We start from the raw sequence: 13,550 nt of genomic DNA, 5'->3' as shown, positions 1-13,550 counted from the left end.
ATGAACAAAATAACCGCGCCCGCCCTTAGCTAAGGTTCACATTTTTCTCATCGATAAAGGTAATATGTACAAACGGAAATAACCAAATTAAGGCCACTATCACAACTGCGATTGAGGACTCTCTGACAAATAGTGTCACCACTAAACAAAGAAGAAAATTAAACACTGAAACAATTGGTGCACATGCAATATTCCAAAATGCAGCCTGAAACCTATTTTTCCGCAAGAGATAGAAGAGTAGTGGCAGATGCAGAACAATAAATACTGCTGTTTCTGGATCTCGGTGAGGACTGCCGCTGAATTTGGAAAGCCAAATCCACCACGATGGCACGCCAACCACGCAAAAGGCTAATATATTGAGGGAACTAAGTCCAAGAACCATAGCTTCTTTGCGCATATCTATCTACTTCTATATTGTAAACTTAAAAAAAGTACCATATTAGCCATGAAGGGCGAGTAAACCTCGCACCACCTAGCCACTATGTATCGTTGTCCAAGCAATTTATCCCGCAGATTGCACCCGCCCTGCGCGATTGAGCTCTCTATGCTACACGTCTTCTGCCTCAAAGAAGTCCGTGTCAACGGCCTTAACTTCATATGAATTTTTCGTTTGAACACCAACCCCGTATTTGTACATCAAGTCGACTAGTCGAACACCATCAATAAGAATGATCTTATGGTGAGCTTCTTTTGCCTTTTTCTTGGCGCTTTCAGCGAAGTCCGTCGTTGTCACGAAAATTCCCTTAGTCGTATCACCGCTCATCGCGCCAATGAAGTTTCTAATGTCGGTTTCTTGGACTTTGTTTTCCGTAAAACGTTTTGCTTGAATATAGATTTTTTCTAGCCCTAGCTTATCTTCATTCATTACACCATCAATTCCACCATCACGAGACTTTGACGTTTCAACATATTCACCATAGCCCATTTTATTAAGCAGAATCAGAACAACTTTTTCGAAAGCATACGGATCGTATTTTTTGAGTTTTTCAAGAAGCTCGTTCTTGACGTTTCGCTCAATCTGCTCAATTCCAGTATCGATTAGATCTTGAGGGCTTAAGGTTGAAACAGGTTTCTCGATCTGAGAATTTTCTGGCCTATAGAAGTCGATCGCATCGGCATTCATCTTCTCCAAGGTAATGGATTCTCTATTGGCGGACTTCCCCTTTTCAGTAATCTGAACATGCCCTCGTTCAGGGTAATGAACCATTCCACCCTTTTTCAAATAAGATTTTCCCCAAGCGATTCGATTCTCGATTAAGCGCTCACCGCTCTTCGTAGTTTGGTTCAATAACTCAGCAGGTAATTCCGAATAATATTTTTGCTCTACAAGTTCAATAAGTTTTCTACCTGTAATTATTTGCCCGTCATCGAGAATATCGAGAATTGGCAAAAAAGTGTCATTGAATTTTGGAAGATCCATTGTTTTCCCTTATGAGTCCGAACGACCCATTTCAATCTCAGTTAAAAGATGCAGGTCGTACGTTGTAGCTTTGATATTGTAGCCCGTAAGCGCGATTACACCGCGCTAATTGCACCAACCTTTCACACTAAACAATTTCCACCAATTCAGAATACCCACTCAAGATTGCATCCGCGGTCAAAAATCGAAGTGGTTCACTCATCGCCTGTGCGATCAAAATACGATCAAAGGGATCCTTGTGTATATCCGGCAGGCGCGCGACCGTGGCAGCGTGGGCTGCTGTGATGAGTAATTCTTGAAAACCACTCTTGCTGATTTCTGCCACGAGCTGATCGATGTCCACACTGAGCTTACCAATCGACATCTTGATCGTGGCTTCCCAAATACTCGCGCTACTGACGTAAACCTCGGTCGCATCTTGAATTTGTTGACGTGCTTTTTCGGTAAGTTTGGGGCTGTCTTGTAACCACCAAAGATAAACACGGGTATCGATGAGTAACTTCATTAATCGCCCTCAAATGCCGATTGAATTTCATTTGGCAGGGGTGCGTCGAAGTCATCCGCAATTTGCAATTTGTCCTTCAGTGCACCGGGCCGACGAACTAGTTTTTGAGTGGAAATTGGAACCAACCTCGCAGTAGGTTTCCCAGCGCGCGCTATCACAATTTCGTCACCTTGAGAAGCCGCTTCGACCAACTTTGAAAACTGTGTTTTTGCATCGTGAATGTTAATGACTTGCATGGATTTCATCTTAAAATTTCAGTATTAGTCCATGTTAGTCCATGCAAATTATTTAAGCAAGTAAAACATATGTAAATTCGAACAAGCCCTCATCACGTGCCTATCACCCACAATCTCAAAATTCAAATTAAGCCTAGATAAGCACACGATTGTTATCGATTGCCCCCACCCTCGCGAAACGCTATAGAACCAAAAACTTTGCTATCCTAGCGCCCTTTAGCCGATCGGCAATCTTGCCTAAGATCGCTAGTACACATTTCACGGAAATCTATTATGGCCTCATTGCAAGATCAATTTTTAAAAGTAGGACTCATCGATAAGAACAAGGCCAAGAAGCTGCACCAAGACAAAACTAAACAAAAGAAAGTCGAGCGTCGCACTGGCACCGAGAGCGTCGATGAAGCGCGTTTGGCTGCGCTGGAAGTACAGCGCAAAAATGCTGAACGTGCGCGTGAATTGAATGCACAACGCGATGCGGCTGCGGCGCAAAAAGCGGTGTTTGCGCAGATTGTGCAGATGGTGCAAGCCAATCGCCAAAGCAAAGGTAATGGCGACATCACTTATTACTACACACATGGCAATAAGATCGACAAAATCTATGTATCGGCTGAAGTGCAAGGGCATCTGACCGCAGGACGACTCGTGATTGTGTGTATCGATGGAAAAGTAGAATTAGTGCCACGCGTTGTCGCTGACAAAATCGCTGAGCGCGACGAATCTTTGGTGATACGCGTCAAGAAAACATCGGATGAGCTTGATGCCGATGATCCGTATGCTGACTACAAGATTCCAGATGATTTTACTTGGTAGATCGCAGAAACTTGGTGTAGCAAAATCCTAGCGCGGATGTGACTGAAACTGATGAAGTGTTCGTGCTACTGCTCAGTTGCTTCGAATTTACTTCACGAATTTTTGAAAGGCGGGTGCAACCCGCGTCGCCTCAATGTTGCCTTTAGTTGATCGACTTTTGAAGCGCGCGGGTTGCACCCGCCCTACATTTTTCTGGCACTCACGATCAAGTTGTTGGCCTACTTAAATCATATCCAATAAATGCCGTTCAATCTCAGCGCGTCCTTCTGCGCTGGTCATCGCTACAATGACGTCACCTGCGCGCAGTAGATATTGATCATCGGGATTAAAGGTCCAGTCGTTCCTAGCACGCACTGCGATCAAAATATAGTCTGGGCTACGTAGCCGTAGTTTGCCCATCGCAGTGGCAGGAAAATCTGATGGTGTCACGACTTCTTCAACCCGCAGATTTTTCTCAGACTTCAACATCTCATCTAAAAAACTGACCACATGTGGTCGAACCATTGCCGACGCCATGCGCATTCCACCAGTGAAGTCTGGGCTAATCACTTCATCGGCACCAGCCTTACGCATTTTTTCTACGTTACGCAATTCATGCGCGCGCGCCACGATACGTAATCTTGGATTTAACTGCTTGGCAGTAATGATGATCATCAGATTGCGTGAATCATCACCCGTGACGGCAAACAAACCGCGTGCATCGACAATGTCTGCGTCGATAAGAAGATCGTCGTCAGAAGCATCGCCAGCCAGATACAGCAGGTCAGGAAATTTATCTAGATATTCGTCGAAGTTATTTTGCTCAGGGTCAATTGCCACAAACTGGCGTCCGGTCTTTTGCAACTCATGTGCCACATTACGTCCGACTCGCCCAAAGCCGCAAACAATAAAATGTTGCCGCAATTTTCTAATACGTTTTTCCATTCGCCTTCTCCGCAGAGAATAATCCAAATCTTTTTCAAGAAAAAATACAGTCAAGCTAGTAAATAAAAATGTCAGCACGCCCAAGCCAGAAATACTCATTAACCCCGCAAACACTTTGGCACCAAACGAAGTGAGCGGCACTCCCTCACCATAGCCTACAGTCGAGATCGTGATCAAAGTCATATAGATTGCGTTCTCCCAACTACTTCGGTCACTAAAGAGATAGAAACCTATCGTGCCAAACAAAATCAAGGTCAAAAGAATCAGTGTCGCCCATCCAATACGTGCGAGTATGCGCATGAGCTGGGCATTATCACTCTCTGCCACTGACTGATGATGCGGCATTGATGCCGAATTGCTTTCTTCAGGGATTTGCATTGATAGGACCGTTTGTTTTGCCAGACAAGATTGTAGCCTTCCGCAATTTTGCGCCATTGACATTTATGCAGACAAACACAATTTGTCGCTTTTTGGGAAGCAAATGCCGTAGTTTGGCCCCAGTTTGATTTGGATCAATATTGAACAAATTATGGACGATGTAAAAATGTGCTCGCTTACACCAGTTAAAGGAGGCGTTGCGACGAATGGCCGCTATCGCTGAACAAAATCTACGCCTCATCGACCGCCTCATCTACAAAGTTAGGTAGTGAAGGGAAGTCACTGCGATTTACATTTCAATCATCAAAGTCTAGTTGGCCCGACTGCGTTTCCCCACACTATTTAGACAAAAATCTGCATAAATTTAAATTGGAATTAAGTTGAAAACCAAATTGAAATTAATGCTAAAACTAAGCAACTACCGCTGCCTCAATCTCCGCAATATCAATTTTCTTTTGCTTCATCATCGCCGCCATCGCTTTGCTTGAAATTGCTTTATCTGCGTGCATGGTTAGTTCAAGCAGACGTTTAGGATAGATTTGCCACGATACACCATAGCGATCTTTCAGCCAGCCGCAGGCGGTTTCAGTACCACCGTTACAGGTGAAGGCGGCCCAGAGTCGATCTGTTTCGGCTTGATCTTCTGTCGCGACAGCAATCGATACTGCCTCGCTCAAGGTGAACATGGGTCCGGCATCCAAAATTTGGTAGGGTACACCGCCGAGTGTGAAATCGATTACGGCAAATTCGCCGAATCCATTATCTCCAAGATAGCTACTCTCCACTTTGCTATTCGGAAGTAGCGAACAATAATACTGAGCTGCTTCCTGGCCGCGTCCATCGCGAAACCACAGACAGGTGCGAATTGAATTACTCATGGTCTACTCCTCAACAGTTCAGACGATTAACATGGATATGCACTACGTTTATTTCGCGCACAGAAAACTTAAGAACGATCATAAAGGATAGTCGCGAGAAATTAAACACATCAGATTAACTTAATACCGCTAGCTTTAACTCTACGAAAATACTACTTGACGCTCGCTTTAAGCTTTACTATTATTAAACCATTCGGTTAATTAACCAATCAGTTCATTATGACAGATCTACTTAGCCAGACTTTTTCTGCTCTAGCAGACCCAACGCGACGCGCAATCTTGGCGCAGCTTTCTCGCGGTGATGCGACAGTGTCGGAATTAGCTCAACCATTTTTGAATGAGATGAGTTTGCCAGCCGTTACCAAGCACTTAAAAGTGTTAGAGAACGCTGGGCTAATTACTAAAACACGCGAGGCGCAGAGTCGGCCTTGCAAACTCAATGGCGAAGCCTTAAAAGTGGCAGCAGATTGGGTAGAGCAATATCGTATTTTTTGGGAACAAAGTTTTGATCGCCTTGATCTCTATCTACAAACCGTCACCGCTGAAAAGAAAGGTAAAAAAAATGTCCGCAAATCCAAAGCCACCAACACAGCTAACGCAGCCAAAAGCAAATGAGATTTATCTCGTGCGTGTCTATGACGCACCGGTAGAGATGGTATGGGACGCATGGGTTGATCCTGCGCAAGCGGCGCAGTGGTGGGGACCACGTGGATTTAGTTTGACTACGCATAGCAAAGATTTGCGCGTGGGCGGCACTTGGCGTTACACCATGCATGGCCCGGACGGTACCGATTATCCCAACATCGCGACTTATCACGAAATTGAAAAGCATAAAAAGCTCGTCTATGACCACGGCGCGACCGAGATTAGCCCACCACTGTTTCGTGTGACGGTATTATTCACCACCATTGGTAAAAAAACGCAGATGGAAATGACGATGGCATTAGCCAGTGCCGAAGCTGCGATTCAAACACGTCAATTTATCAAGCAAGCTGGTGGCGAGGCAACGTGGGATCGTTTTGCCGAATATCTGGCAGAGCAGATCGAGCACAAAGAACGCTTCATCATCAATCGCAGCTTTGCCGCACCAGTTGAATTGATGTATCAGATGTGGACCCAGCCAGAGCACTTCGCACAATGGCTTCCTCCTACTGGATTTACGATGTCGTTTATACGCGCTGATATTCGTGTCGGTGCTAGTTCGTTTTACAAAATGACGAATGGATCTCAGGAAAATAATGTCACGATGTATGGACGCGCTACCTACTTGGAAATGAATAAACCAAATCGTTTGGTTTACACCCAGCAGTTTTGCGATGCAGATGAAAATATCTCTCGTCACCCTATGGCACCCACATGGCCAGAGACAATGTTAAGCACGGTCGAATTCACCGAAGAAGCCGCAAATCAAACGCGTGTAACCGTGACCTGGGAACCCTACGGTGCAGTGACAGCGGAAGAATTGCAAGCATTTATGAAAGAACGTGGTGGTATGACGATGGGTTGGACTGGTTCGTTTGATAAATTGGAAATGCAATTGAATGCGCAACTTGAAACACAATAAGCAAAACTATTAGCAGCGGCTTCGAATGATTTCTAAAGAGTCCGATGGTTCAAGTGCGATAACTCAGGTATGTATTGCGTGACACTAATCACGCAAAGCTTCTAGGTCTAGTGATTAGCGCAGCAAACAGGCGATTTACTTTTTTGAATACCCTAACCCCAGCCCTCTCCCGCTTGCAGCAGAGGGCGGGTTATCCTGATTTCCAAATAATTTTGTACTCGTCTGATACTCCTCAGTTCGGGCGAATTCACCTTCACACCAGCTTCAAGATACATATCAAAAGCATGCATCGATAAAGAACTTACAGCTCCTACTTGTTGTAATTAGGTCTTTTAAAGTTCTCACTCTAGTAAATTCACGCACTGTCACAAAAACTGCACGTACAATCCAAGAGCAGTTTTTTCCCACTTTATAAAAATCGGAGACAACATGAAACAATCTGGCTTGATCAAATCAAGTATCGCCATACTGAGTTTGCTTGCAGCACAATTTGCAATAGCCCAAAATTCCCCAGCCGGCTTATGGAAAACCATCGATGACAAAACTGGCAAAGTCAAATCGCTAGTGCGCATTAGTGAGTCTGGCGGTGAGTTCCAAGGAAAAATCGAAAAACTATTCCGCGAAGCCGATCAAGATCCAAATCCAAAGTGTGACAAATGCGAAGGCAGCAATAAAGACCAACCTTTAATCGGTTTAACCATACTGTTTAATATTAAAAAAGATGGTGATGAATTTGGTGGAGGCAAAATTTTGGACCCAGCCAATGGCAAGCTATACAGCAGCAAATTAAAACTCATCGACAGCAACAAAAAATTGGAAGTTCGTGGCTATATCGGTATGCCGATGTTTGGTCGTACCCAAACCTGGGTACGCGAAGAGTGATATTGATTGGATTGTCAGCGCGAACACACACATGACGATCGACCTTGAATCCCCAGCTTCAAAACAATTGCACTGCTTAAGCGATTAACCAGTGCAATTTGTTTGCAACCACGAATACCACAAGAATTGCGTTTGTTTTGTGTACGCCCTGCTTCTCGCGCTAATTTAGAGATCGCTGTAATGAAGTTCAATTACATAGGTCTCGTCTTATGTGTTCCCCCTACCCAACCACGACACTCCCCCAAAAAAAATTCAACGGGCTAAATTTGTTTTAGCGAAGCAAGCTTACCCCTGCTGCAAGTTTAATATCAGCCCAATCCCACTTCAATATATCTAAAAAGCTGCAAGCACTCAGAAATTTCGACGCAGATTAAGAAAGTTAAACGAAGTTAGTGTAAGACCCTAGCTCGGTGATTGATAGCACCAGCGACCTGTGGTATTTTCCAAAGTTGAAATAGTCAAATAGATAATAATTATCTTTTTACAAAACGATGCTGGCTGAGCAGCTCAGTGTCAGGACTAGAGGAGTTACAACATCTCGAAGTCTATTTTGTAAAAATCACAGAACTAAAAAAAATAGGGGGCCAGCTAGCTTGCATCAGACTGGTAAAAATAAGCAATACCAAGAAAACGATAATGAGCCCAAAAAAGAGCAAGACCCAGGGGGGGTCAATCAATGAACGTATAGGTCAAATCTATAGTTCTTTATCCAAATCACACAAAATCACCGCCGACTATGTCGTTGCAAACTCATTTAGAGCTGCCACGATGTCGATTGATGAACTGGCCGATGCGGTAGGCATTTCTAACGCAACCGCTAATCGCTTTGCCCGCGCATTGGGATTTGATGGCTATCCACAATTTCGTGCTGAACTGGTCTCCGGATTTGAGACCATGTTGGCGCCGATCGAAGGCTTGCGTTCGGAAATCAGTATCGCGTCTAGCAGCACTGAAGTAATTAACCGATCCTTATCTGATGACATCAGCAATTTGGAAGCAACCCGCAGAGAATATCGCCCTGATTTATATGATCGCGCGGTTAAGATGATTTTAGATGCAGAAAATATCTACATCGTTGGCTACGGAGCGAGTGCCTATTTGGGGGGCATCATGTGTCATGCGCTGACAAACTATTGCAATAATGTGCAAGCCAATATTGGCACAGGCGGGCCAGCACAAGTTGCTCGTGCACTGTATAAATTTACCGAACGTGACTTGGTGATTGCGATTTCGTTTCCGCGTTATTCGAGCGATGTGGTCACACTAGCTGGTCAAGCGAAGCGACGTGGCGTGCCCATTCTGGCGCTCACTGATCGGCCTGGATCCCCAATCGCAAACATTTCTGATTTGACCTTGTACACGCCAACCAAACCACAGTTTAATTCCGAAGGCATCGTGCTTTGTCTGATCGAAGCAATCTGTGCCGCGGTGGCGCATCAGTCAGAATCACCGGTTGATATCGCCGCAGAAACTACCGAATTGATGCTACCTTGGTTGCACCACGGCAAAAAATAGGTTGGACTTGATCTACATCAGTTCTTGTTTTGGGATTCGCTCTATCATCACTTGGTAGTTACTTATTAAAGGAGCGTTTCCCATGCAAGTTGAACATCATCCATTGGCACTCGAATTTCCAGAATTCAAGGACACGATTCATACACTCAAATTAGCCAATGCACATTTTGCAAAGCTGTTTGACGAATACACAGATACCGACAAGGCGATCAATCGCGCAGAAAATGGTGTCGATCACTTAGGCGATGCGGCTTTAGAAACATTGAAAAAAGTACGCATTCAACTGAAAGATCAGTTATTCCAATTGTTGCAAGCGCATCCTGCTTAATTTATAAAATACGGCCATTCCAGCTTGCATACAGTTAGTGTGCAAGCTCTACGCTGAATGTATTTGATGCATTGATTTATTGAGTTTTAGTTTTAGTTTTAGTTTTAGTAAGGCAAGTTTAAAGCGAACTTGGAGTAAATCTCCGGTTCGCTTTTTTTTGCTTTGCTAAAACAATTCGTAAGACTACTTTGGACGAAGCTATTAACTGGATGCCTGCACACGCTTAGCGCGAAACACTTTTTCATCCGCGTAGAAAACCTCATCTTGCCCAGCCCACCAATCGGGCACGCCTAGCACTGGCAAAGGAGCGTAATCGGCTGTCGTCAAGGCATATGACTGCAATTGCTCACTCACCTGTGCATCCAGTTGCCGAGCTTGTTGCGCGTAGCTTTGTGCGAAGAAATCAGGATCTACCCAAACCACCCATGCATGCGCTGTAATGCCTTTGTAGGGCTGCACTAACTTCTCCATCAAGGCATGTCCAAAACTCCAGACTTGCGCCACGCTAACAAAATCATCGCGATGTTCGATAAATGCCTGTCGCCATTGATGTTCACGCAAACAACTTAACAGTCGATGTCCGCGCTCAGAATTCTCTAGCACCAAGAGTGCTGCATTTTCATCAAAAATCGTTGCCGCATCACGCGCTGGACCGCGTGATTTGCCAATGCCCAGCGTCTCAATTTGCGCAGCTTGTAGTGCATTGAGTTGACGTTTAATACGGGGGAAGCTTAGCCACACCAATGCATTAAAAAAATCATGCAAGTTTTCTCGCGTCGGCACTTTACCCGCCGCACTGATGTGACTTTCGTAGGCAACACCTTCTGGCAATTCTTCTTGTGGAATAAACTGCAAAGGCAGATCACGATGATTGATTAAACCCGCCGCCCGCGCTGCTTGATTTAAAGCGACGCGCCAATCTTCCTGCGCCAAAATAGTTTCTGCTGCAGGAAGAATCGAGGCTAACCAAGGTCGTGACCAATCAATGACGGAGTAAAACTTTGTCATCGACAATTACGCAGAGACTTTCCAGTTGATAGTCTCGCCACCATTTAATGGCACTAAGCTACCGTCGAGATAACTCAATTCATTTGGTAGCATCCAGCTTTCGCGCTTTAATGTGAGGCTGCCAGCGTTACGTGGTAACTGGTAGAAGTCAGGGCCAAAGAAACTCGCAAAGCCTTCCAATTTATCCAAAGCCCCGACTTGATCAAAGGCTTGCGCATACAACTCCATCGCATGCAATGCGGTATAACAACCAGCACAACCACACGCGTGCTCTTTCACACCTTTTGCATGCGGTGCCGAATCCGTACCAAGGAAGAAACGAGGATTACCGGAGGTCGCCGCTTTGACCAAGGCTTGACGATGGGTTTCGCGCTTTAACACTGGCAAGCAGTAGTAGTGCGGGCGAATACCGCCTTTGAAAATCTCATTGCGGTTATACAGCAAATGATGGGCAGTAATCGTCGCTGCGATTGGACCGCTGGCCTCCGCAACATAGGCGGCAGCGTCGCTGGTGGTGATGTGTTCAAACACCACTTTAAGCTCTGGCATATCGGCACGCAAAGGCTTCATCACGGTATCAATAAACACAGCCTCACGATCAAACAAATCAATCTCTGGGCTAGTGACTTCGCCGTGCACCAAGAACGGCATGCCAACTTCTTGCATGACTTCTAAAGTTTTATAGCACTTACGCAAATCGGTCACACCCGCATCTGAATTGGTCGTTGCACCGGCTGGATAGAGTTTGACGGCATGGACAAATCCGCTATCTTTGGCACGGCGAATTTCATCTGGTGGCGTGTTATCGGTCAAATACAAAGTCATCAAAGGCGTAAACGACATTCCTTCCGGCAAAACTGCCAAAATACGCTGACGGTAAGCAGCAGCTAACTCGGTGGTGGTGACTGGCGGCTTCAAGTTTGGCATCACAATTGCACGAGCAAATTGCGCTGCGGTATGTGGCAAGACGGTTTTTAATGCATCTCCGTCACGTAAATGTAGGTGCCAGTCGTCTGGGCGGGTGATGGTGAGTTCAGAAAGTTTACTGTCGTTCATAAGCGCTATATGTGAAGTCGTTATATTAAAAAACCTTATTTTACCGTCTTACCAAATACCATTGGACTTCTGTTTAGGCGCACCATAAATAACAATTAAAAAAATCAATAGTTATTTAAAACCTTTCTTGCATTAAAAAAATATAACTAGCAGCTAACCTTGTCTAAAGTAGGTATTGGTAATTTTCGATCACGCTCTTGCAAGAATTTTCTTTTGATGAAAACATCGCAGTTTGAAGCAATGCCACGTCCCAAAAGTGATAATGCTGATTGCGAAAAAAATCCGTCGTCAGTGCAAGGGAGTTCTCTGTATTCTGTTTTGTACTCAACTCAATATCCGCGCTTTTACCAGCAATGCATCGTGCCAATGCCGTCCTAATAGAGCGTAAGAAATTAAAACCATTCGCAATTGCTGGCTCGAATTGTTTTTCATCGATAGAATCAGCGATTGAAGCATGGAGTTTCGCTTGATCCGGCGAGTTCATTCGAAAAAAGAAAATAGCCAAGTTTTCGTGCGCAGAAGCTTGATCATCAGGATTGATTGTGTGCTCCAATAAACTAGCATTCAATTTTGTGGCATAGGCTTGAGCAAGTTCTTTCAATTGATCATTCCAGGGCATTCGAAACAAGGTATTACAAATTTCCAACAAGGCGTAATTCGCATACTTTAAATTATTTTCTTGTCTGCGCTCCTCAACCTCACGATACATCTGCAGGGCTTCTGTACCGTTCGACATCAAGCTCTTATAGTCAGAAACGTCTTGATGAAGGGTGTGATAAGCCAATACTAAATCCAATTCAGATTCGTTTACTAGAAAACTAGAAAACGGAAGATTTCTCAGTAATTTAGCGATGGAAATATCACTTTGTTTCGCAATAACCCTTTCGTTACCAGATTTTTGAAGTTGGTGAACGCTATAAAAAAATAATGCATATAAAAATCCAACGAAAACCAAGCAAAGAAAAACCAACTTAACTGAAAAAGTTTTTTTCACAGACAGCTTCCTTCATTCTTGATTTTAATTCGATCATCATTACAGTAGGCGCAAATTGGAAATATGAACTCTTGAAACTAGGCAATTTCGCCTATTTTAATTCAGCACCTTATCCGACGGAAAGCGCAGACTATCTCTTAATAGAAAACTCATCGGTAGAGCGTAGTTTATTCCTGTCGTTGGCAAGGCTTGCATAAACCATTTTTCATACAGTTTGCTAAGTTCGCCTTCATTGATCATTCTGGCGATTTCTTTATCGATCAATGCTTTTAAGGCGGGATCGTCTTTGGCTAACATAATGGTCTGCGCTTCGATGCCAATACTATTGCCAAGAATTTTCCACTGCGAGACATCCTCTGCGCTGGCGCGCAATCCGGCTAACACGACTTCTTCGCTGACCATTGCATCAGCCTGTGCTTCTTGCAACATTTCAAATGCAGCGCGCGAAGTGCTGGCTTCAATGATTGTTAACTCGCTTAATTTTAATTGTGGTTGCTGGCGCAATAAACTCGATGCAAGACTACCGCGCACCACGACCACACGCTTCTGTGCTAAGTCTGTCCAATTTTTGATAGGCGAATTGGCGGGCGTCAGTAGACGTGTTGCTGAAAAAAAGTAGGGAATCGAAAACGCCACTTGCTTGCGGCGTTCAGCCGTATTTGCCGTTGTACCACATTCAAAATCAGCACGTCCTTCTTGTATTGCAGATAGACGATTTGATGGATTCACGAGTAAATAGCTGATCGCTAATTGCGGCATTTTCAAGTCACGTTTAATGCGCTCGGCTACTTTGCTGCAGATATCCATCGCATAGCCTATGGGCTTGCTGTCTTCGGATAAATAAGAGATAGGAATACTCGCTTCGCGATGCGCGATGACGATAGTTTTACGTTCTTTGATACGCGCCAAAGTATCGGCGGCATGAACTTGTGTAGCGAACAGCAGAGTGAAGCTAATGCATAAACACTTAAACACGGTCTTCCTTTTAGGCGGAAATATTTGCCGTGGTATTTTACACTTTGCAGAATTTTTTCGTGACGCCTCAGGGGAAA

The 13,550-nt window shown here is 44.5% G+C and carries 16 protein-coding genes; 6 read left to right on the top strand and 10 right to left on the bottom strand.

Features of this window, described 5'->3' with window-relative positions:
* Window positions 1-25 precede the first annotated feature (25 nt).
* The 4 genes from KDM92_RS13545 to KDM92_RS13530 all read right to left on the bottom strand — a co-directional run bounded on the left by KDM92_RS13545 (window position 26) and on the right by KDM92_RS13530 (window position 2,170).
* The gene (locus KDM92_RS13545; RefSeq protein ID WP_212684994.1) at window positions 26-397 is read right to left on the bottom strand and encodes a hypothetical protein; all 372 of its coding nucleotides are present in this window, start codon (window positions 395-397) and stop codon (window positions 26-28) included.
* A gap of 150 nt (window positions 398-547) precedes the next feature.
* The gene (locus KDM92_RS13540) at window positions 548-1,420 is read right to left on the bottom strand and encodes a restriction endonuclease (RefSeq protein WP_212684993.1); all 873 of its coding nucleotides are present in this window, start codon (window positions 1,418-1,420) and stop codon (window positions 548-550) included.
* A gap of 127 nt (window positions 1,421-1,547) precedes the next feature.
* Window positions 1,548-1,925, bottom strand: a complete 378-nt coding sequence (locus KDM92_RS13535; RefSeq protein ID WP_212684992.1) for a type II toxin-antitoxin system VapC family toxin — start codon at window positions 1,923-1,925, stop codon at window positions 1,548-1,550.
* Window positions 1,925-2,170, bottom strand: coding sequence for a type II toxin-antitoxin system Phd/YefM family antitoxin (locus KDM92_RS13530; RefSeq protein ID WP_329603160.1), 246 nt, complete (start codon window positions 2,168-2,170; stop codon window positions 1,925-1,927). Before KDM92_RS13530 ends, KDM92_RS13535 begins: the two co-directional genes overlap by 1 nt.
* Before the next feature lie 264 nt (window positions 2,171-2,434).
* On the opposite strand from KDM92_RS13530, the gene KDM92_RS13525 reads away from it, so the two are divergent.
* On the top strand, window positions 2,435-2,971 hold the full coding sequence (locus KDM92_RS13525) for a DUF2058 domain-containing protein (protein ID WP_212684991.1): 537 nt from the start codon (window positions 2,435-2,437) through the stop codon (window positions 2,969-2,971).
* A 222-nt stretch (window positions 2,972-3,193) separates the two neighbouring features.
* Here the strand turns inward: KDM92_RS13525 and KDM92_RS13520 are convergent, their stop codons facing one another.
* Entirely contained in the window at window positions 3,194-4,273 is a 1,080-nt protein-coding gene (locus KDM92_RS13520; protein ID WP_212684990.1) for a potassium channel family protein, read from the bottom strand.
* Between the two features lie 410 nt (window positions 4,274-4,683).
* Window positions 4,684-5,151 carry a VOC family protein gene (locus KDM92_RS13515; RefSeq protein ID WP_212684989.1) on the bottom strand — a complete coding sequence of 156 codons (468 nt, stop codon included), beginning with the start codon at window positions 5,149-5,151 and terminating at the stop codon, window positions 4,684-4,686.
* Window positions 5,152-5,370: 219 nt separating this feature from the next.
* On the opposite strand from KDM92_RS13515, the gene KDM92_RS13510 reads away from it, so the two are divergent.
* The 5 genes from KDM92_RS13510 to KDM92_RS13490 all read left to right on the top strand — a co-directional run bounded on the left by KDM92_RS13510 (window position 5,371) and on the right by KDM92_RS13490 (window position 9,440).
* Window positions 5,371-5,766, top strand: coding sequence for an ArsR/SmtB family transcription factor (locus KDM92_RS13510; RefSeq protein WP_212684988.1), 396 nt, complete (start codon window positions 5,371-5,373; stop codon window positions 5,764-5,766).
* Window positions 5,714-6,715, top strand: a complete 1,002-nt coding sequence (locus KDM92_RS13505; protein WP_212684987.1) for an SRPBCC family protein — start codon at window positions 5,714-5,716, stop codon at window positions 6,713-6,715. Before KDM92_RS13510 ends, KDM92_RS13505 begins: the two co-directional genes overlap by 53 nt.
* Window positions 6,716-7,144: 429 nt before the next feature.
* Window positions 7,145-7,597, top strand: coding sequence for a DUF2147 domain-containing protein (locus KDM92_RS13500; RefSeq protein ID WP_212684986.1), 453 nt, complete (start codon window positions 7,145-7,147; stop codon window positions 7,595-7,597).
* A gap of 636 nt (window positions 7,598-8,233) precedes the next feature.
* Window positions 8,234-9,112, top strand: a complete 879-nt coding sequence (locus tag KDM92_RS13495; RefSeq protein WP_212684985.1) for a MurR/RpiR family transcriptional regulator — start codon at window positions 8,234-8,236, stop codon at window positions 9,110-9,112.
* Window positions 9,113-9,194: 82 nt separating this feature from the next.
* Window positions 9,195-9,440: a YdcH family protein gene (locus tag KDM92_RS13490; protein WP_212684984.1), complete on the top strand. Its 246-nt coding sequence runs from the start codon at window positions 9,195-9,197 to the stop codon at window positions 9,438-9,440.
* Between the two features lie 201 nt (window positions 9,441-9,641).
* Here KDM92_RS13490 and KDM92_RS13485 read toward each other — a convergent pair whose 3' ends face one another.
* From KDM92_RS13485 to KDM92_RS13470, 4 genes are all read right to left on the bottom strand, one after another.
* Entirely contained in the window at window positions 9,642-10,448 is an 807-nt protein-coding gene (locus KDM92_RS13485; RefSeq protein WP_212684983.1) for a DUF3025 domain-containing protein, read from the bottom strand.
* A 6-nt stretch (window positions 10,449-10,454) separates the two neighbouring features.
* Window positions 10,455-11,504 (bottom strand): dihydroorotase, encoded by a 1,050-nt coding sequence (pyrC, locus tag KDM92_RS13480; RefSeq protein WP_212684982.1) that lies wholly within the window; start codon window positions 11,502-11,504, stop codon window positions 10,455-10,457.
* A 163-nt stretch (window positions 11,505-11,667) separates the two neighbouring features.
* Window positions 11,668-12,498, bottom strand: coding sequence for a hypothetical protein (locus KDM92_RS13475; protein ID WP_212684981.1), 831 nt, complete (start codon window positions 12,496-12,498; stop codon window positions 11,668-11,670).
* Between the two features lie 96 nt (window positions 12,499-12,594).
* Window positions 12,595-13,473, bottom strand: a complete 879-nt coding sequence (locus KDM92_RS13470) for an amino acid ABC transporter substrate-binding protein (protein ID WP_212684980.1) — start codon at window positions 13,471-13,473, stop codon at window positions 12,595-12,597.
* Window positions 13,474-13,550 lie beyond the last annotated feature (77 nt).

This window comes from Affinundibacterium baiyunense (genome assembly GCF_018139645.1).
GTDB classification, from domain to species: Bacteria; Pseudomonadota; Gammaproteobacteria; order Burkholderiales; family Burkholderiaceae_D; genus Undibacterium; species Undibacterium baiyunense.
Note: the sequence above shows the minus strand (reverse complement) of the source record. Positions and strands in the feature narration are given on the sequence as shown.

What these genes read in the sequence shown, in the direction of transcription:
- KDM92_RS13500 (WP_212684986.1), top strand. Translation starts at nt 7,145, where the DNA reads ATGAAACAATCTGGCTTGATCAAATCAAGTATCGCCATACTGAGTTTG.
- KDM92_RS13505 (WP_212684987.1), top strand. Translation starts at nt 5,714, where the DNA reads ATGTCCGCAAATCCAAAGCCACCAACACAGCTAACGCAGCCAAAAGCA.
- KDM92_RS13510 (WP_212684988.1), top strand. Translation starts at nt 5,371, where the DNA reads ATGACAGATCTACTTAGCCAGACTTTTTCTGCTCTAGCAGACCCAACG.
- KDM92_RS13495 (WP_212684985.1), top strand. Translation starts at nt 8,234, where the DNA reads ATGAGCCCAAAAAAGAGCAAGACCCAGGGGGGGTCAATCAATGAACGT.
- KDM92_RS13525 (WP_212684991.1), top strand. Translation starts at nt 2,435, where the DNA reads ATGGCCTCATTGCAAGATCAATTTTTAAAAGTAGGACTCATCGATAAG.
- KDM92_RS13540 (WP_212684993.1), bottom strand. Translation starts at nt 1,420, where the DNA reads ATGGATCTTCCAAAATTCAATGACACTTTTTTGCCAATTCTCGATATT.
- KDM92_RS13545 (WP_212684994.1), bottom strand. Translation starts at nt 397, where the DNA reads ATGCGCAAAGAAGCTATGGTTCTTGGACTTAGTTCCCTCAATATATTA.
- KDM92_RS13530 (WP_329603160.1), bottom strand. Translation starts at nt 2,170, where the DNA reads ATGAAATCCATGCAAGTCATTAACATTCACGATGCAAAAACACAGTTT.
- pyrC (WP_212684982.1), bottom strand. Translation starts at nt 11,504, where the DNA reads ATGAACGACAGTAAACTTTCTGAACTCACCATCACCCGCCCAGACGAC.
- KDM92_RS13485 (WP_212684983.1), bottom strand. Translation starts at nt 10,448, where the DNA reads ATGACAAAGTTTTACTCCGTCATTGATTGGTCACGACCTTGGTTAGCC.
- KDM92_RS13535 (WP_212684992.1), bottom strand. Translation starts at nt 1,925, where the DNA reads ATGAAGTTACTCATCGATACCCGTGTTTATCTTTGGTGGTTACAAGAC.
- KDM92_RS13490 (WP_212684984.1), top strand. Translation starts at nt 9,195, where the DNA reads ATGCAAGTTGAACATCATCCATTGGCACTCGAATTTCCAGAATTCAAG.
- KDM92_RS13515 (WP_212684989.1), bottom strand. Translation starts at nt 5,151, where the DNA reads ATGAGTAATTCAATTCGCACCTGTCTGTGGTTTCGCGATGGACGCGGC.
- KDM92_RS13520 (WP_212684990.1), bottom strand. Translation starts at nt 4,273, where the DNA reads ATGCAAATCCCTGAAGAAAGCAATTCGGCATCAATGCCGCATCATCAG.